We start from the raw sequence: 17,945 nt of genomic DNA, 5'->3' as shown, positions 1-17,945 counted from the left end.
ATTCATTCCTATACACAAAAACATGCTCATGAGAATCGTTTTTACCCTGTTTTGCATTATTGCTATTAATTTGTCCGGACAATCCCAGGACCTCTCATATTACCTTCCTGCGGGAACCAGCTATAGCCCGAAAGTGCCTACGCCAGAATCAATTATTGGGCATAAGGTGGGGGAATGGCATGTGACCCATGACCGACTGGTCAATTATATGCGGGCTGTGGCGGCGGCGGCACCTGACAGGGTGAAACTGGTTCAGACAGGACTCACCTATGAAGCACGCCCTCAATTATTGCTGATCATAACATCGCCTGCTAACCACAACCGCCTCGAAGAAATCCGTACTGAGCACCTGAAACTTTCAGATCCACGTTATAAAGGCAGCCTCGACCTCAACCGGATGCCGGCTGTGGTATGGCAGGGATTTTCCATTCATGGCAATGAACCCAGCGGTGCCAATGCAGCCCTGCTGGGGGCTTATCATCTGGCCGCTGCAGAGGGTCCGGAAATGGATTCACTTCTCAATGATGTGGTGATACTTTTTGATCCCTCTTTCAATCCCGATGGCCTCAACCGGTTCGCTACCTGGGCTAATATGCATAAGAGTAACAGTCCCGTAACTGATCCGGCATCCCGCGAATTCAATGAAGTATGGCCTGGTGGCAGGTTCAATCATTACTGGTTTGACCTGAACCGCGACTGGCTTCCCGCACAGCATGTGGAAAGTAAAAACCGGCTGAAATGGTATCAGGACTGGCGCCCGAATATTCTAACCGACCACCATGAGATGGGAAGTGATGCTACATTTTTTTTCCAGCCTGGTGAACCCAGCAGGGTTAATCCATTAACTCCTTTAAAGAACCAGCAGCTAACACGGAAGGTTGCCGAATTCCATGCCAGGCAGCTCGATAAGATCGGTTCATTGTACTATACCAGTGAGGGATATGATGATTTCTATTATGGGAAAGGAAGCACTTATCCCGATGCCCAGGGTTGTATCGGGATATTGTTTGAACAGGCATCCTCGCGCGGACACCTTCGGGAAACATCTAATGGCATGCTGAGTTTTCCCTTCACTATCCGGAACCAGTTCACAACGGTTCTGAGTACCCTCGAAGCAGCGAAAAACATGCGGCGTGAATTACTGCAATACCAGCGCGATTTTTATAACCAGATGGCCACGGAAGCTACCACCGCCCGGACAAAAGCCTATGTTTTTGGTGGTAATGATGGTGTACGTACAGCTCTCTTTTTGGAGATGATGATGCAGCATAATATCGAGATTCATGAGTTGAAAACAGATCTGGTTTCCGGTTCACAACGCTTTCAGAAAGGGAAGGCCTATGTGGTACCAACAGCACAACCGCAGTATAAACTGGTGCAGACTTTTTTCGAAAAAACGCTTGAATACAAAGACAGTATTTTTTACGATATAACGGCATGGACCATGCCGCTGGCCATGGGTATTCCATATGCAGAGATGACAAAGCTTCCTGTTGAAACCGGGGATAAGGTTACAGAGCTGAAGTATCCACATGGATTGGTGATTGGTGGGAAGGCAGCGTATGCATATGCATTTTCATGGGATGCATTGTATGCCCCACGCATGCTACATGCATTACAACAACAGGGTGTGCTGGCGAAAGTGGCAGGCAATGTATTTGAGAGTACCGTTAATGGACAGCCGAAAAAATTTGATTATGGAACTATCCTTGTTCCATTACAATCTCAAACAGTTGGTGCAGCTAAGGTGCATGCACTTATGCAGGAGTTATCAATGCAAAATCATTTGGATGTTTATGCTATAAATGGCGGGCTCTCGATATCTGGTTCTGACCTTGGAAGTGGTAAAATGATCACCATCCGTAAACCCTCTGTGGCTATGTTAGTTGGTGCCGGGGTCAGTGCCCTGGATGCAGGTGAAGTTTGGCATCTTCTTGACCAGCGTTACAATATGCCACCTGTTATGTTGGAGGCCGCAGTTTTTGATCGTACGGATCTCAATAAATACAATGTAATGATTGTAGTTGCTGGTACTTATAATAGTTTCAATAAGGAAAAATTACAGTCGTGGGTGCAAGCCGGAGGAACGCTGATCCTTATGGAAACTGCCATTAGCTGGGCGAAACAGGCTGGATTGGTAAACCTCAGTATAAGGCGCCAGAAACCTGCCGTTGATTCAGGAAAGGTGCTTCCATATGTGAGTCGCCCTTATGTAGAACGCGCACAGCAGTTAAGTGGTGCCATTCTGGAGGGTAAGCTCGATCTGACACATCCGTTGGGTTATGGTTACAGCGATCCGAAGATCTCCTTATTTAAGCAAAATGAGGTGTTTATGGAGAAACCAAAAAATCCCTTTGCAGCGCCCATTATTTATGGCGATAACCCTTTGCAGAGTGGCTTTGTGACCAGGCAAAATCTGGAAGGCATTAAAAATACGGCAGCTGTAATTGTGCAGACAATGGGATCGGGAAGGATCATCAGTATAGGCGAAAATCCCAATTTCCGTGCCTACTGGCTTGGCGGAACTAAGTTGTTTATGAACAGTATTTTCTTTGGCAATCTTATAGATGCGGGATCGGCCCGGACAGAGGATTAATCGATATTCATTGCAGAGGTTATCCCCACGCTTGGCGACTTTTCAACAAGGGTTAAAAAACGGTATGGCGGATGCCACCATGGGTGTATATTGCCTGCATAATTTTTATTTACGTAGCTAAATTTTAAGTGTATGATCAAACTTCAGGTAATAGGTAATCTCGGTCGGGATTGCGTGACCAACAATGTGAATGGGAAGACAGTGATGAATTTTACGGTGGCACATACCGAAAGGTATCGCGACGCGCAGGGAAACCAGCAGGAGCGCACCATTTGGGTGGATTGCGCCTATTGGTCTGATCGTACTGCAGTTGCTCCTTACCTGAAAAAGGGAACCCAGGTATATGTGGAAGGGGCACCGGAAGTTCGGACCTATGCAAAAAATGATGGATCCACAGGGGCTTCCCTCTCGCTGCGTGTTCAAAATGTACAGCTACTAGGTCAGAAGCAGGAGAACCACGGAGGATTTCAACCACAAACTTCGGGCGGCTACCAACAGGCCGGACCGGCGGGTAATCAAATTCAACAACCTTCTGGTTTGCAGCAGGCTCCGGCAGCGATGGGTGATCCGGGAGATGATCTTCCTTTCTAGGAACTAATTATTACAACTTCTATAAGCTCCCTCCGGGAGCTTTTTTTATTTCGTTTCTTTGCGCCATGGCCGAAACTAATTATTCCTACGATCAACTTGAAAGCTTTACACAGGAAATTTTCCTTGCAATTGGATGTTCAACTGAAGATGCCAAAACAGCCACAAGGGTATTGTTAAGTGCTGACCTTCGTGGAATCGATTCCCACGGTATCGCCCGGTTGAGCGGATACGTTCGCCTTTGGGAAGCGGGCAGGGTAAACGCCAGGCCCATTCTGAAGATTTTGCATGAAACACCCTCAACTGCTGTAGTTGACGGCGACAGCGGCCTGGGTTTGGTTGTGGCTCCATATGCTATGCAGGTAGCTATTGATAAAGCAAAAAATGTTGGAACAGGGTGGGTTAGTGTTCAGAACAGCAATCATTTTGGTATTGCGGGATGGCATTCCATGATGGCCCTTAAGGAGGATATGATAGGAATTAGCATGACCAATGCAAGCGCTCTTGTAGCACCAACATTTTCAACGGAAAGATTACTGGGAACCAACCCCATTTGTGTGGCAATTCCTGGAGGGGAAGAGCCCGCTTTTGTTGCAGATATGGCAACCACTACAGCGGCAAATGGTAAGCTGGAAATCTTACAGCGAAAAGGGGAAGCTGCACCCCTGGGCTGGATCCAGGATGCAGATGGCCGGTCCACCACCGATTCACACGCATTAAAACAGGGCGGCGCATTGCTGCCTTTAGGTGGAGATCGCGAGCATGGAAGCCATAAAGGATATGCATTAGGAGCAATCGTGGATATATTCTCAGCTGTGTTGAGTGGTGCTAACTATGGCCCCTGGGTGCCCCCGTTTCCTGCCTATGTTCCCATGCCAACCGGTATGCCCGGTAAAGGAATTGGCCATTTTTTTGGAGCCATGCGGATAGATGCCTTTCGCTCGGCCGCAGAATTCAAAGCAGACATGGATAATTGGATCCGGAGATTCCGTTCTGCCAGGACGGTAGAAGGTGCTGAATCAGTTTTGGTGCCTGGGGATCCGGAACGAAAACTTGAGGTAGAACGCAGATTGGGTGGAATCCCGCTTTTGGATGTAGTGGTGGCAGACCTGCAAACGCTTGCGCAAAGATTTTCCATTCCATTCTGATGATGTAAATTCGCCCCGCTTGCTATGATGGAATAAATGAATCTTTAACCGGATAAGGTGAAGTCGGTATTATCGGTTGATCCAATCCACTCAAATAATGTAACAGATGAAAGTTATGAAGTTCGGGGGCACATCCGTGGGCAAGCCGGAACGCATGCACCAGGTAGCACAGCTCATTACTAAAGATAGTGAGCCCAAGATTGTAGTATTAAGCGCACTCAGTGGCACAACAAATACACTTGTTTCTATTGGGGAGGCATTGCTCAAAGGTGATAAGGATGCTGCCAATGCAATTATCGAAAAACTTGATATTCACTACCAGCAATTCATCAATGAACTTCTTAATGATGAAGTTTATCGGCAGAAGGCACGTAACATCATCTCCGAACATTTTGAATTTCTGAACATAATAACCCGGATATCTTTCAATGAAGCCCTTAATAAGGATATCCTTGCACAGGGAGAGTTAATGAGTACCAAGCTCTTTTCCGTATCACTTGAAGAAAAGGGTATAAAACATTTGCTCCTTCCTGCATTGGATTTTATGAGTATAGATGCTAACGATGAGCCGCAGGTTAATGCCATCAGGGCGAGACTAATGCCTATTCTTCGTGCCCATGAGGATACCAAACTCTTTATCACCCAGGGCTATATTTGCCGCAATGCAAGGGGTGAAGTAGATAACCTAAAAAGAGGGGGCAGTGATTATACAGCTTCGTTGATTGCAGCTGCAGCCAATTGTAGCGTTTGTGAGATATGGACAGATATAGATGGCATGCATAATAATGATCCGCGTGTTGTGAATAAGACAATGCCAATCGAGCAACTCAGCTTTGAAGAAGCGGCCGAACTCGCATACTTCGGTGCCAAAATTCTACATCCCACCTGTATTTGGCCAGCGCAGCAGGAAAAGGTTCCGGTAAAGCTGTTGAACACTATGCAGCCTGAGGCGGCAGGAACAACCATCATGCAGGAAGCCGGGTCAGTTGGTGTGAAAGCGATTGCAGCGAAGGATGGTATCATCGCTATTAAGATCAAGAGCAGTCGCATGTTACTGGCTTATGGATTTCTGCGGAAGATATTTGAAGTGTTTGAAAAATACCGCACTCCCATCGATATGATCACTACCTCAGAAGTGGCTGTTTCTGTTACCATTGATAATGCCAGTTTCCTGAAAGAGATCGTGAAAGAGCTCGAACCATTTGGAACGGTGGAAGTTGATCTTGACCAAACCATTGTTTCGATAGTTGGTAACGATATAGCACAAACGCAGGATATACTAAGCAAACTATTTGAATCGCTGAAGCCTGTGCCTGTAAGAATGGTTAGTTATGGAGGCAGTAAACATAATGTTTCCCTGCTTATCCCCTCAGTCTATAAGCAGCAGACGCTTCAGCTACTCAATACCGGTTTGTTCGGTTTGTAGGTTATATGTGTCTGACACATGTCTGATAGATGTTCGAACATATGTTCGGACATCTTCTAGTGATCATAACTAACTACCCGGGAAACTTTCCACTTGCCATCTTTCAGTTGCCAGATCATTATATTCTTGAATGTACCGCAATCATCCTTCCCATTTTCCTTATGACAAAAGCGATGGAGGTTTGTTTGAACAGCCCCATAGTTGATAATGGGATATACTTCAAGACTGCCGGCTACGAGTTGACGATTCAAACCGGTATTCCGGTTGTTATTAAAAAGCAACTGCAGTTTTTCCCTGGTGACCTTATAATTATCCAATCCGCCCTTATCGTGATAAAACTCAAGATCTTCTGAGAAAAAACTCATTGCCGATTCCAGGTCCTTCGAGTTGAAGGCGGCAAAAAACAGGCTATCTAGCTTTGCTATAGTATCATATAATTCCTTATTAACAGGTTTGTATATGCTTGCATTTTGTTGGTCGGTTTGGGCCATTGCCAACACCGGGAATAATAATAATAGTAGTATACTTTTCATATCTGTCTGACGCATGTCCTGACATATGTCAGACGCATAGTTAACGCTTTTTGAGGATAAGGTCCATACCGAACATCCATTGTTTTACGTACTTCATCCATTCTACATCTGAAGTGCTATTCTTTAAGCCAAAACCATGGCCTCCATTATCATAAAGGTAAATATCATTTTTGACCTTGAATTTATCAAGGGCCTCCTTGAATCTGAGACTATTATCAACTTTAACAGCCTTATCGTCACGCGCATGCATCAGGAAAACCGGCGGAGTTTTTTTATCGACCTGCTCTTCTGCAGAATAGTATCGGAGTTGTGAAGCAGTAGGTTCCTTGCCAATAAGTTGCTCCCGGCTACCCTTATGTGCTAATTCTTCAGAAAAGCTAATTACCGGATAGGCAAGAATAGCAAAATCGGGGCGTAATGAAGTGCCGAGCGGGTTGGCTATTTTCGGATCATCATAATGAACGGTAGCCATCGCTGCGAGGTGGCCACCCGCACTAAAGCCCATTATCCCTACTTGTCTGGGATTCAATTGCCACAGTTTCGCTTTCTCCCTAACAAGCTGGATAGCGCGTTGGGCATCCTGAAGTGGTCCGATGGTTTTATCATCCATCGTGGCATCATCCGGAATCCGGTATTTTAATACAAATGCGGTTACGCCCCAATCATTAAAAAGCTTTGCAACCGCGCTTCCTTCATGATCATCCGCAAGTATCCTGTATCCACCACCCGGACAAATAATGACTGCTGTTCCGTTGGCTTTATCAGCCGCGGGAAGGTAAACTGTAAGGGTTGGGCGACTTACCTTATAAGTCCTCAGGATTCCGTCACCCGCACGTTCAGAACGCTCCTCATTGGATGAGGTCCTACTATTTGGAATAGAATCGCCTTCATAGAGCGGAAGCACTTCCTGCGCACTCGTATTCAACATTAGGGTCAGTATCATAACTGCGAGCAATATCTGTTTCATAGAGATGAAATTAACTATCCTCCACAAGTTTATGGAAAGATGCTTAAATCTTTAACATTCGTCTGAGGAATGTCGCGACAGGCGTCAGACAGGTATCAAAACAAAATACTGCCTGAAAGGGCAGTATTTTGTTCGGACTTATGTTCGAACATCCTCCGAACAAGTGTCAGACACCTAGATAACCAGCATCGCGTCTCCATAGCTGAAGAAACGGTACTTATCCTTGATGGCTTTTTTGTATGCTTCCATTGCAAGGTCATATCCTGCAAATGCGCAGGTCATGATCAGCAGGCTCGTCTTTGGCAGGTGAAAATTGGTTACCAGGGCATCGGCAATATTGAATTCATAGGGGGGATGAATAAAATGATTTGTCCAGCCCTCCGAAGGCTTCAGCAGCTTTTCCGCGGTAAAAGAAGACTCTATAGCACGCATCGTGGTTGTTCCGATAGAACAGATGCGGTGATTAGTGGTTTTGGCTTTGTTAACGATCTGACAGGCAGTATCTTCAATGCGATAATATTCTGCATCCATCTTATGCTTGCTGAGATCTTCCACTTCAATTGGTCGGAAAGTTCCAAGGCCTGTATGAAGAGTTACTTCGGCAAAACGGATGCCTTTGATCTCCAGTCGCTTGATCAGCTCCCGGCTAAAATGCAATCCGGCAGTGGGGGCCGCAACGGCGCCTTCGTGTTTCGCATATACAGTCTGGTAACGCTCTTTATCATCCTCATCAGGCTTACGCTTGATATATTTCGGTAATGGCGTTTCCCCCAGGAATTCCAGCATCTGGCGGAACTCATCATCGGTGCCATCCCAGAGAAAACGAATTGTACGTCCGCGTGAGGTGGTATTGTCTATCACTTCTGCAACCATTTCATCATTTTCACCAAAATAGAGTTTGTTACCAACACGGATTTTACGGGCAGGATCAACGATAACATCCCAGAGGCGGTTGGGTTTGTTCAACTCGCGTAAAAGAAATACCTCGATTTTTGCACCGGTCTTTTCCTTACGGCCATACATACGCGCAGGGAACACTTTTGTGTTGTTCACTACAAATACATCTTTGTCGTCAAAATACTCGAGGATGTCGCGGAAATGCTTGTTATCGATATTGCCGGTCTTGCGGTTAACAACCATCATACGGCTGTCTTCTCTTTTTTTCGCAGGGTGCTGGGCAATAAGATTGAGGGGGAGATCGAACTTAAACTGTGATAGCTTCATGTATAAAATGGTTTATTACAACCATCAGCCACACGACACAAACCGGGAGAACGTGGTTCTTGGGGGTGTCTACAGCCCGGTCTTACGGCACCGGGTTTGTTATCATGTTACGGCATGATGTTAAACGGGTGCAAAGGTAATTAAAAATAATGAAGAATTGAGTTTGAAGTTCAATCAGGTATTTTCCAAGAATTTGTCTACAAAAATTGGTTTTTTCCGCCGGGAATAGCATCCACAAGGCGACGGGTATAAAGGGAAGTTGGGTTGTTGAAAACCTGTTCGGCCGGGCCAATTTCTTCCGTTTGTCCCGCATGCATAACCATGATCCGGTCAGAAATATATCGGACCACACCCAGATCGTGAGATATGAAGATGGCTGTAAATCCAAATTCCGACTTCAAATCATTGATCAGATTCAATACTTGTGCCTGAACACTCACATCCAGTGCACTAACACTTTCATCGAACACTATAAAACCCGGCTCCAATGCTAATGCCCTCGCGATCCCGATCCTCTGACGCTGCCCCCCGCTGAATGCATGTGGATATCTTTTAAAATGATCTGCTTCCAGGTTTACTTTTTCAAGTAATTGTACCACTCTTTCCTTACGTCGGGCAACAGTAGTTTCGATGCCATGGGTTGACATTGCCTCCAGTAGCGCGTCGCCTATTCTCATACGCGGATTGAGTGAAGCGTAGGGGTCCTGAAAAACGATCTGAATATTCTTTCGCAGTATTTCAAGTTTGTGTTTGCCAAGGGATAATAGGTCTATACCGGCAGGTCGATAAATAACCTCCCCGCCATTCGCAGGTACAAGGCGGAGCAAGGCACGACCCAAAGTTGTTTTCCCTGACCCTGATTCGCCCACAATGCCAAGCGTTTCTCCATGGAGTACTTCAAAGCTTACATCATTTACAGCTTTAACCCAGGTAAGGGGCTTTCCAAAAATATTCTTTCTTGAAGGAAACCAGACCCTGAGCTTAGACACTTCCAGAAGAGGAACGGGATTTTCTCCTGATTCAGCTTTCCGGGTTTGTGAGGATGCAACAATTAAAGAAGTTAAAGATGGTTTTTCGATTGTAGCCTCATTATTCATAAAATCACTGACCACTGGCAGCCTGCTACCTTTATTATGCAGTAATGGCCGGCAGGCAAGCAGTGCCTGCGTATAAGGATGAGCGGGTGAGGAGAATAACTTATTTGTGTTTGCTGTTTCCACCAGTTGCCCCCGATACATTACAACAACCCTGTGAGCAATATCTTTTACAACTCCAAGATCATGAGTAATAATGATCATACCCATTCCGGTCTGTGCCTGTAAATCCCGCAATAACTCAAGAATATTTTTCTGAACAGTAACATCAAGTGCAGTGGTCGGCTCATCTGCAATAAGCAGCGCGGGATCGCAACTGATAGCCATAGCTATCATTATCCTCTGTTTCTGACCTCCACTTAACTGGTGAGGAAATCTTTTCAGTATTTCCTCAGGATCCGGTAAACGAACTTTAGTGAAAAGCTCCTTTGCTTTTTCACGGGCAGCAGCACGACCTATATCCTGATGCTGCAGAATGGCCTCAATTACCTGGTCACCGCAAGTAAATACTGGGTTAAGGGATGTCATGGGCTCCTGAAATATCATTGAAATATCTGCTCCGCGAATTTTTTGCAGGGTGTCAGCAGGAACTTGTAAAAGATCTAATTGTTCACTATTGTGATCAAATAGAATTTGTCCCGATGGATACCTTGTTGTTTTTTGGGATAGTAGCTGCAGGATTGATAATGCTGTGACAGACTTACCCGAGCCCGATTCTCCAACCACCGCCAGGATCTCACCGCGGTTAACAGTGAAGGATATATTACTGACTGCCATCTTCCGGGCATCACCATCGCCGAAGGCGACTGAAAGGTTTTTTATCTCTAGTAAAGTAGGCAAATAATGGCTTTAGGGCTTGGTGATCTTCCTGATATTTTTAATCATTAATTTTTGCTCTGGTGTTGGATAATATGCCATGCAGATAGCACAATTCTCTGTAACTGTACTATCGGTTAGTTCAAAACTAAAGACATCACCTTCAGCTAATTCGGCCTTCGCAAAGCTGCATTTGCTCGCTACGCTAAAAACATTTTTAAATGTCATATTCCTTTTATTATCCGTCCAGGATTCTGCCAGGTTGTTTTTATCAATCGAGCCAGTTTCTAATGCCACAACATAGTGATTGCATAGTTCGCTTACCACTAGTTTGCCAGTATGTGTAGCGGTCGTTTTGTTAGCCGGAGTCTTGCAACCGGAGATGCCCCATAAAAAAATCCCGGCCATAAGAAAAAAAGCTTTCATCATTTTTTCATTTATACAGGTGTAAGAAATTGTAAATTTTTAAGAAGTGCCTAAAAGCGAAGGTGCCTTACCGTTAGTCCGTCATTGATAAGTTGCTTTAAGGAATCTATTCCTATCCTAATATGTCTTTCAACAAATTCGGCAGTAACATTTTTGTCACTTTCTTCTGTTTTTACGCCTTCCGGAATCATGGGTGAATCACTAACTAGTAAAAGTGCTCCGGTTGGAATCTTATTATAGAATCCAACAGAGAATATCGTTGCGGTTTCCATATCAATGGCATATGCTCTTACCTGTTGAAGGTATTCTTTAAAGGCCTCATCATGTTCCCAGACACGACGGTTGGTTGTATATACTGTTCCGGTCCAGTAATCAACTCCATGATCCCTGATAGTAGTTGATACTGCCTTCTGCATGGCGAAGGCGGGTAAAGCCGGCACTTCCGGTGGAAAATAATCATTGGAGGTTCCTTCTCCCCTTATGGCCGCGATGGGCAGTATAAGATCACCAACTTTATTACGTTTTTTCAGTCCTCCACATTTACCAAGAAACAAAACTGCTTTGGGCTCAATGGCAGACAATAGGTCCATCACTGTAGCGGCGGTTGGACTACCCATACCGAAGTTGATGATGGTGATATCTTCTGCTGTAGCACATTGCATAGGCTTACCAATACCAACCACTTCAACGTGATGCCATTTAGCAAACCATTCCACATAATTACTAAAGTTAGTTAGCAGGATATATTTTCCAAAATTAGCTAGTTGCTCACCTGTATAACGGGGCAGCCAGTTTTCAACTATTTCCTCTTTCGTTTTCATGTCCAAACTGATTTTACAGAGTCTGGCAATATACGATTTTCATATCATAGCTTTGGGGGATGGCATCCCTACAATACCCATCCTTTCCTTTTCGCTTGCGTGAGAATGGTGGCAGGCGCCAGATCTTTGACGAAACCCGCAAGAGGTGGGTAGCATTCACTCCGGAAGAGTGGGTTAGGCAAAATTTTCTTCAATACCTTCTGCAGGAAATGAATTATCCTGCTACACTGATAGCTATTGAAAAAGAGATTAAGCTGGGAGAACTTAGTAAACGCTTTGATATACTGGTATATGATAACAACCATAAACCATGGTTAATGGTTGAATGTAAATCAATGGAAATTCCCTTAACCGAAGAAGTGCTTCATCAGGTTCTTCGTTATAATATTACCATTCCGGTTCCCTACCTGGTAATAACTAATGGAACTATCAGTTATTTTTTTGAAAAGAGATCCGGAAAACTGGAAATGCTTGAACAACTTCCGGCATGGTGCTAATCAGTATTCACAATAAACAACAATAGCTGCACATGGCAGCTATTGTTGTTTATATTGTTTGATAGCTCAATTTGTTTATGGGAATATTCCAAGTTCAGCATAGCTTGTTGCAACCTTATTAATGGCAACAACATAAGCAGCGGTACGCATATCAGGAATAGCGGGATTATTTAACCAGAGCTCCATTATTTCGCGGGTTGCAGTGATCATGGTTTCCTCGAGACCAGAATATACCAGGTCAACTTCATCGGGACCGTGCTCAATGAGGCTTTTCTGGGTATCATTCACCTTCTTTCCCGTAAGGCCTTCAATTTCTTTTATGATATTCTTATTCTGGTTTTCTGTAAAACGCTTTTCCAGACGACCATAACGTACATGGCTAAGGTTTTTTAACCACTCAAAGTAAGATACGGTTACACCGCCTGCATTCAGGTACATATCAGGTACAACAAGTGAACCTTTTTGTGTGAATACCTCATCAGCCTCAGGAGTAAGCGGACCATTCGCGGCTTCACCGATGATCTTTGCTTTTACGCGTGGTGCATTATCACCATTGATAACATTTTCGAGTGCTGCAGGTATTAAAATATCACATTCCAGTTCCAGTGCTTCTGACGATTTAGTGATATTTGTAGCGCCGGGGTAATTAAGGATCGAACCTGTTTTTTTCCTATGCTGGAATACATCATTTTCATTAAGTCCATCGGGGTGCATTATAGCACCTTCATATTCAGCAATAGCAATTACTTTAGCTCCTCCTTCACGGAAATATTTAGCAGCATGGAAGCCTACGTTTCCAAGCCCCTGTACAACAACAGTCTTTCCTTCCACTCCGGGCTCAAGTCCCAGTTTCTTCATAACCTCTGCCATATTGCAAACTTCGCGGATACCAAAATAAACACCGAGACCCGTTGCTTCCCGACGTCCACGTACCCCTCCCTGCGTTACAGGTTTTCCGGTTACACAGGCCAATGCATCTACTTCACCCGGCTTCTGGCTCATGTAGGTATCAAGAATCCAGGCCATTTCTCTCTCACCGGTACCATAATCAGGAGCAGGTACATCAGTACCCGGACCAATGAAATTTTTCTTGATCAGTTCATGAGTGTAACGCCGTGTAATTTTTTCCAGTTCGTACGGTGTATATTTTTTAGGATCGATGGTTATTCCTCCTTTGGCCCCTCCGAAGGGAACATTCACAATTGCGCATTTGTAAGTCATCAATGCCGCCAGTGCCATAACCTCATCAAGGTTAACGGATGTTGCGAAACGAATTCCACCTTTACAAGGTGTTTTATGATGAGAATGCTGAACGCGATAAGCTTTTATCACTTCGATCTTATCACCGATCTTAACGGGGAAGTGCATACGATATACTGAATTGCACTGCTTGATCTGTTCCAGGATTCCCGGATCCCAGTTTGTAAAAGCCGCTGCCTTGTCAAAACTCTGCTCTACTGCTCCAAAAAAGCTGTACTCTTGGTGTGAAGACATGATTTTTGTTTTAGAAATTGTTTTTTATATGTGTTTAAGCAATCGACAATATGAAGTTCCCAATGATTGACCCGATCATTTGCCACCTTTCTCCAGCCGGGAGATTCTTCTGTCCAGATTAATCAGGTAAACAACAACCCCGGCTACAATGGTAACTACTACCGCTACAACAACATAGATCTTGCCGTTTGAGCGGAGGCCATCTGCCATTTGAACAGGTTCATCACTCATCATATCCTGACCCAAACCAACGTTTGTAAGCAATACCAGCATGGCAAGCATTCCAATACGGGAAATAATATTAGGCATGTTCTAATTTTTGTTCTTCCAATAATTTAAAACGTATCCTGAGCGTGGTGATCCAAACCCCGAGCAAGGTCCAGGCGGGAACTGCAACCGGCCAGAATAAAGTTCTCATCCGGCTGTCTATATCGTTCGTATTCAGGGCGGGATTACCCATTCCACCAGGGTGTAGACTTTCAACAAGCCTGGGAATAATCCACAAGGTGGGAAATAACATCGCGAAAGCGAAAATATTATATACTGCGCTGATCTTAGCCCGTTTATCGGGATCAACCAGGGAGTTACGTAAAACCATATAAGCGAAATAAATCAACAGGGCTATGGCCGCTCCAATCTGCTTGGGATCGTTACTCCATGGTTTGCCCCAGGTATAATTTGCCCAGATCATACCGGTAACCAATCCCAATATGCCAAACAGGATACCAATGTTGGCATATTCAACTGAATATGTATCATAACGAAGGTCCCCGTTTCTTAGGTATCGCACAGAATTGACCAATGAAACAATGAAGAATATCATCATGCTGAACCACATCGGCACATGAAAATAGAGGTTGCGGATGGTCTCGTTCAGAATTGGTTTGGCAGGTACACCACCCAGAAAACCGGCTATTGAGATTGTCAGCAGCAAAAGGATACAAAGTATTTTCCACCAGGAGAGGCGCATAGATATGAATAAGTGGGGCAAAATTAGGGGAATTTAAGGGGTTTCAATCCTTCCATAAGAAGGGAAATAAAATAACCGCAAGTGCAATCACCAGGATATCCATACCAGCCAGCAGGAGTACAATTTGTAATAATCCTTGTTGGATAACATGGCTGAAGGCAGTATTAGCGAGTTTCATCATTAGCAGTATCTGTGGGATGATCAGCGGAAATCCGAGGATAGCCATCATAGCGGCATTTTGCTGGGCCCTGGCGGCTATAGCTGACAGGAAAGTGAATACAAGACTCAATCCTAAACCGCCAAACATGGCCACACCCATAAATCTTAATCCATTCTGGACAGGATTTCCCAGCAACAGGCTAAACAGGATCCAGGAGGTAATACTTAAGACGGCCATTAATAATGCATTGAAAAGCAGCTTAGATAGTATAAAATCCCGAGCTCCTGCTATTGAATAAAAATAGAGTAAGCGGCCCCTGCTTTCCTGTAGAAAACTTTTAGCCACGGCGTTAACACATACGAAAAGCTGGATCATCCAGAAAAGCCCGTTCCAAACTTCATCTTCTGGTTGCCCCATTGCCAGATAAAGAACAAAAATGGTACTTGCAACATATAGAAGGATACCATAAAAGCTGTATTGCTGCCGCATTTCCAGCAGCAGGTCCTTTCTGAATAATGTTATGATATGTTTCAAAGCAGAAATTTAAACTAGTCCTTTTCATTAAAGCAACTACGGCAACGGGGTTCATAAAATTCCTTTTCACCCAGCATAACCTGGTTGGAACCGGGCGTTTTCCGGTAGCTATAACTTGCAATGTTTCCACATTTTACGCAAATGGCATGCAACTTGGTGATATAATCTGCTTTGGCAAGCAGGAAGGGCATTTGTCCGAATGGTTTGCCGAGAAAATCCATGTCGAGTCCTGCTACGATTACCCTGATACCTTGCCTGGCAAGCTGGTCGCAGACTTCGGGTAGCTGGTCATCAAAGAATTGGGCTTCGTCAATGCCAACAACATCAACATCGCTGGCCATCAGCAGGATGGTCTGGGAGTTATCAATAGGGGTGGAGTGTATCATTTTTTCGTCATGTGACACAATATTCTGGTCATCATAACGTACATCTATGGAGGGTTTAAAGATTTCAACCTTCAGGTTAGCGATCCTCGCCCTTTTTAAACGCCGTATCAGTTCTTCGGTCTTACCAGAGAACATTGATCCGCAGATCACTTCTATCCATCCCCTGCGGCCGCCGCTGAGATTTGGTTCTATAAACATAATTGATTCAGGCGTTTGCAGTTTGAGTTTAACAAACAACAAACGGTTTTATAGGTGTTTTTTTATATAACTTTATGAAATCCAATACTAACCCAAAAGTACCATATCGTATGGAAAGAGTAAGAGCACTGATAAATAAGTTGCAGGAGCAGCTCGATGAGCAGGCCGACAACCAGGTTTTGCTTGCAACAATCCAGCTTCTCCAGGCAGAATTGCAACCTCCTGTTGCTAGCTCCGTTAGCCGCAATAGCAGCAGTAAAGTAGCAGTAGTGATGCCATCTTCCAATCGGCAAATGGATACTTCCCAATATGAGCCAAAGGCAACAGAATCATTTCCTATAGCCCCCCAACAAAATTCTGAACCCGATCAATCCCAAAAGGAAGAAAAACAAGTGGATTGGCTTCATAGTCTCATGCAGGAGATTCCAACCCTCGCTCATCAGAAAGATATCCGGGAATTGAATGAGGTAATGGGACAACAGCATAATTCCACATCTCTCAACGATAAATTAAAACAACATTCTCTTGAATTATCTGAGGTATTGACAAGGGAACCGGTTAGGGATCTCAAGAAGGCAATAGGGGTAAATGACCGTTTTGTTTTCGTTAATGAATTATTCCGCGGCGATGAAACCATGTATGAGCGGAGTATTAAAACAATTAATTCATTTCATATTCTTCAGGAAGCTGAATTCTGGATTGAGCGTGAACTTAAACTGAAACTGGCCTGGGATGATACCAAAGAACCGGTAGTGCATTTTCTTCAGTTAGTAAGAAGACGGTTTACCTCCAGATAATCCATTATTATATGAGTTGCCCCTCTTCGTTTTCGCACGAACTCCTCGGCGGCAACAGCAGCCATGCTATACTCAGAACTGTTAGCCAGTAGTTTTTTGAGCGTATCTTCAAGCTCGAGCGCATTTCCAACCGAGAAAGAGCCCCCAGCCTCAATCAGTTCAATTGCTTCCGGAAAACGTTCATAGTGAGGTCCATGAATAACAGGCCGCCCATAAACAGCCGCTTCCAGGATATTATGAAGCCCATCGCCGCCGAATCCCCCACCAACATAGGCTATTATGGCATAATGATAGAGTCTGGACAACATTCCAATATTATCAATAATCAAGACATGTGGGCTGTTTGCCTTGAATGCGGACTCCTTCCATATTTTAACCCATTTCGAATAGCGGATGGTGTTATGAAATAGCTTCTCAATGTCTTTCAGGTGGTGTTCACCAATTTCGTGGGGAGCAATGATGAATCGAAAACCACTATTCGTATTGGCGAAATGATCCAGTTCCTCTTCATCTTCCGGCCAGGTGCTGCCCCCTACCACCACCGGTAAACCGTTCACAAAAGCTGCGATCTCTGGTAAGGGCTCAAATGCCTCCGCAATAGCAGATACCCTATCATAGCGGGTATCACCACTAATTGCAACGTTCTCAATACCAATATTTCTCAAGAGAGTAGCGGATTCAGCATTCTGGACAAAAATATACCTGAAACAGCTTAGCATATGGCGATGTAATCTTCCAAACCATTGAAAGAAAGGTTGGGACGACCGGAACAATCCTGAAATTAATATTACAGGGGTTCCCCGTTTAAAAAGTTGGTTCAGAAAATGGTACCAGAATTCATATCGGACCCATAGAACAATATCAGGCTTCACAATATCCAGGAATCTTCTGGCGGTTGAGGATCCATCTAGTGGCAGGTAACAAACATAATCTGCACCCTGGTAGTTTTTACGGATTTCATACCCTGATGGACTGAAAAAGGTTATCAAAATGGTATACCTGGGATATTTCTGACGAATTAATTCTAAAACCGGGCGACCTTGTTCAAATTCACCCAAAGAGGCACAATGCATCCATAAAACATGAGAAGATCTGCCACTCATTGCTGATATGAGGGGGGCTTCCCATCCCCGCCGGCCTGTAACCCAGCTTTTGGCTTTGGGATTCCAAAAAGCTGCAAATTTCAGGGCTGTTCCATACAGAAACAGGAAAATATTATACAGGAATAAGCTCACAGAAGCAGTGTATTAATGATGGCAAATCTAAATTC

General features: G+C 44.4%; 18 protein-coding genes. 6 read left to right on the top strand and 12 right to left on the bottom strand.

Annotation, left to right across the window (positions count from 1 at the left end; all coding sequences use genetic code 11):
* Positions 1 to 28: 28 nt before the first annotated feature.
* The 4 genes from HY58_RS10175 (at position 29) to HY58_RS10160 (ending at position 5,758) form a co-directional block, all read left to right on the top strand.
* A complete protein-coding gene (locus HY58_RS10175) occupies positions 29 to 2,596 on the top strand; it encodes a M14 family metallopeptidase (RefSeq protein WP_039132002.1) in 2,568 nt (855 codons plus the stop codon).
* A 132-nt stretch (positions 2,597 to 2,728) separates the two neighbouring features.
* The gene (locus HY58_RS10170; RefSeq protein ID WP_039131413.1) at positions 2,729 to 3,187 is read left to right on the top strand and encodes a single-stranded DNA-binding protein; all 459 of its coding nucleotides are present in this window, start codon (positions 2,729 to 2,731) and stop codon (positions 3,185 to 3,187) included.
* Between the two features lie 65 nt (positions 3,188 to 3,252).
* Entirely contained in the window at positions 3,253 to 4,332 is a 1,080-nt protein-coding gene (locus HY58_RS10165; protein WP_039131411.1) for an Ldh family oxidoreductase, read from the top strand.
* Between the two features lie 106 nt (positions 4,333 to 4,438).
* A complete protein-coding gene (locus HY58_RS10160) occupies positions 4,439 to 5,758 on the top strand; it encodes an aspartate kinase (protein WP_039131409.1) in 1,320 nt (439 codons plus the stop codon).
* Positions 5,759 to 5,814: 56 nt separating this feature from the next.
* On the opposite strand, the gene HY58_RS10155 is transcribed toward HY58_RS10160, so the two are convergent.
* The 6 genes from HY58_RS10155 to HY58_RS10130 form a co-directional block, all read right to left on the bottom strand.
* Positions 5,815 to 6,306, bottom strand: a complete 492-nt coding sequence (locus HY58_RS10155; protein ID WP_052324019.1) for a nuclear transport factor 2 family protein — start codon at positions 6,304 to 6,306, stop codon at positions 5,815 to 5,817.
* Positions 6,307 to 6,331: 25 nt separating this feature from the next.
* The gene (locus HY58_RS10150; protein ID WP_039131406.1) at positions 6,332 to 7,258 is read right to left on the bottom strand and encodes an alpha/beta hydrolase; all 927 of its coding nucleotides are present in this window, start codon (positions 7,256 to 7,258) and stop codon (positions 6,332 to 6,334) included.
* 174 nt (positions 7,259 to 7,432) lie between these two features.
* Positions 7,433 to 8,482: a tRNA preQ1(34) S-adenosylmethionine ribosyltransferase-isomerase QueA gene (gene queA, locus HY58_RS10145; protein WP_039131403.1), complete on the bottom strand. Its 1,050-nt coding sequence runs from the start codon at positions 8,480 to 8,482 to the stop codon at positions 7,433 to 7,435.
* 197 nt (positions 8,483 to 8,679) lie between these two features.
* Positions 8,680 to 10,416, bottom strand: coding sequence for an ABC transporter ATP-binding protein (locus tag HY58_RS10140; protein WP_039131401.1), 1,737 nt, complete (start codon positions 10,414 to 10,416; stop codon positions 8,680 to 8,682).
* 9 nt (positions 10,417 to 10,425) lie between these two features.
* Positions 10,426 to 10,821 carry a hypothetical protein gene (locus HY58_RS10135; protein WP_039131399.1) on the bottom strand — a complete coding sequence of 132 codons (396 nt, stop codon included), beginning with the start codon at positions 10,819 to 10,821 and terminating at the stop codon, positions 10,426 to 10,428.
* 47 nt (positions 10,822 to 10,868) lie between these two features.
* Positions 10,869 to 11,639: an AMP nucleosidase gene (locus HY58_RS10130; RefSeq protein ID WP_039131397.1), complete on the bottom strand. Its 771-nt coding sequence runs from the start codon at positions 11,637 to 11,639 to the stop codon at positions 10,869 to 10,871.
* 59 nt (positions 11,640 to 11,698) lie between these two features.
* On the opposite strand from HY58_RS10130, the gene HY58_RS10125 reads away from it, so the two are divergent.
* The gene (locus HY58_RS10125; protein WP_039131395.1) at positions 11,699 to 12,136 is read left to right on the top strand and encodes a type I restriction enzyme HsdR N-terminal domain-containing protein; all 438 of its coding nucleotides are present in this window, start codon (positions 11,699 to 11,701) and stop codon (positions 12,134 to 12,136) included.
* 75 nt (positions 12,137 to 12,211) lie between these two features.
* On the opposite strand, the gene HY58_RS10120 is transcribed toward HY58_RS10125, so the two are convergent.
* The 5 genes from HY58_RS10120 to HY58_RS10100 all read right to left on the bottom strand — a co-directional run bounded on the left by HY58_RS10120 (position 12,212) and on the right by HY58_RS10100 (position 15,878).
* Positions 12,212 to 13,630: a Glu/Leu/Phe/Val dehydrogenase gene (locus HY58_RS10120; protein WP_039131393.1), complete on the bottom strand. Its 1,419-nt coding sequence runs from the start codon at positions 13,628 to 13,630 to the stop codon at positions 12,212 to 12,214.
* 75 nt (positions 13,631 to 13,705) lie between these two features.
* Positions 13,706 to 13,939, bottom strand: coding sequence for a CcmD family protein (locus HY58_RS10115; protein ID WP_072037610.1), 234 nt, complete (start codon positions 13,937 to 13,939; stop codon positions 13,706 to 13,708).
* On the bottom strand, positions 13,932 to 14,600 hold the full coding sequence (gene ccsA / locus HY58_RS10110; RefSeq protein WP_039131392.1) for a cytochrome c biogenesis protein CcsA: 669 nt from the start codon (positions 14,598 to 14,600) through the stop codon (positions 13,932 to 13,934). The genes HY58_RS10115 and ccsA overlap by 8 nt, the downstream gene beginning before the upstream one ends.
* A 43-nt stretch (positions 14,601 to 14,643) precedes the next feature.
* The gene (locus tag HY58_RS10105) at positions 14,644 to 15,294 is read right to left on the bottom strand and encodes a heme exporter protein CcmB (RefSeq protein WP_082022125.1); all 651 of its coding nucleotides are present in this window, start codon (positions 15,292 to 15,294) and stop codon (positions 14,644 to 14,646) included.
* A gap of 14 nt (positions 15,295 to 15,308) precedes the next feature.
* Entirely contained in the window at positions 15,309 to 15,878 is a 570-nt protein-coding gene (locus HY58_RS10100; RefSeq protein WP_039131389.1) for a thymidine kinase, read from the bottom strand.
* A 74-nt stretch (positions 15,879 to 15,952) separates the two neighbouring features.
* Between HY58_RS10100 and HY58_RS10095 the strand changes: the two genes are divergently transcribed.
* Complete coding sequence (locus HY58_RS10095; protein ID WP_039131388.1) at positions 15,953 to 16,675, top strand: hypothetical protein; 723 nt, start codon at positions 15,953 to 15,955, stop codon at positions 16,673 to 16,675.
* Here HY58_RS10095 and HY58_RS10090 read toward each other — a convergent pair.
* Positions 16,642 to 17,910 carry a 3-deoxy-D-manno-octulosonic acid transferase gene (locus HY58_RS10090; RefSeq protein ID WP_039131387.1) on the bottom strand — a complete coding sequence of 423 codons (1,269 nt, stop codon included), beginning with the start codon at positions 17,908 to 17,910 and terminating at the stop codon, positions 16,642 to 16,644. The genes HY58_RS10095 and HY58_RS10090 overlap by 34 nt on opposite strands.
* Between the last annotated feature and the right edge of the window lie 35 nt (positions 17,911 to 17,945).

Origin of the sequence: Flavihumibacter sp. ZG627, from assembly GCF_000814325.1 — a bacterium.
GTDB lineage: Bacteria > Bacteroidota > Bacteroidia > Chitinophagales > Chitinophagaceae > Flavihumibacter.
The sequence above is the reverse complement of the archived record's forward strand: the minus strand, read 5'-3'. Positions and strand labels throughout refer to the sequence as shown.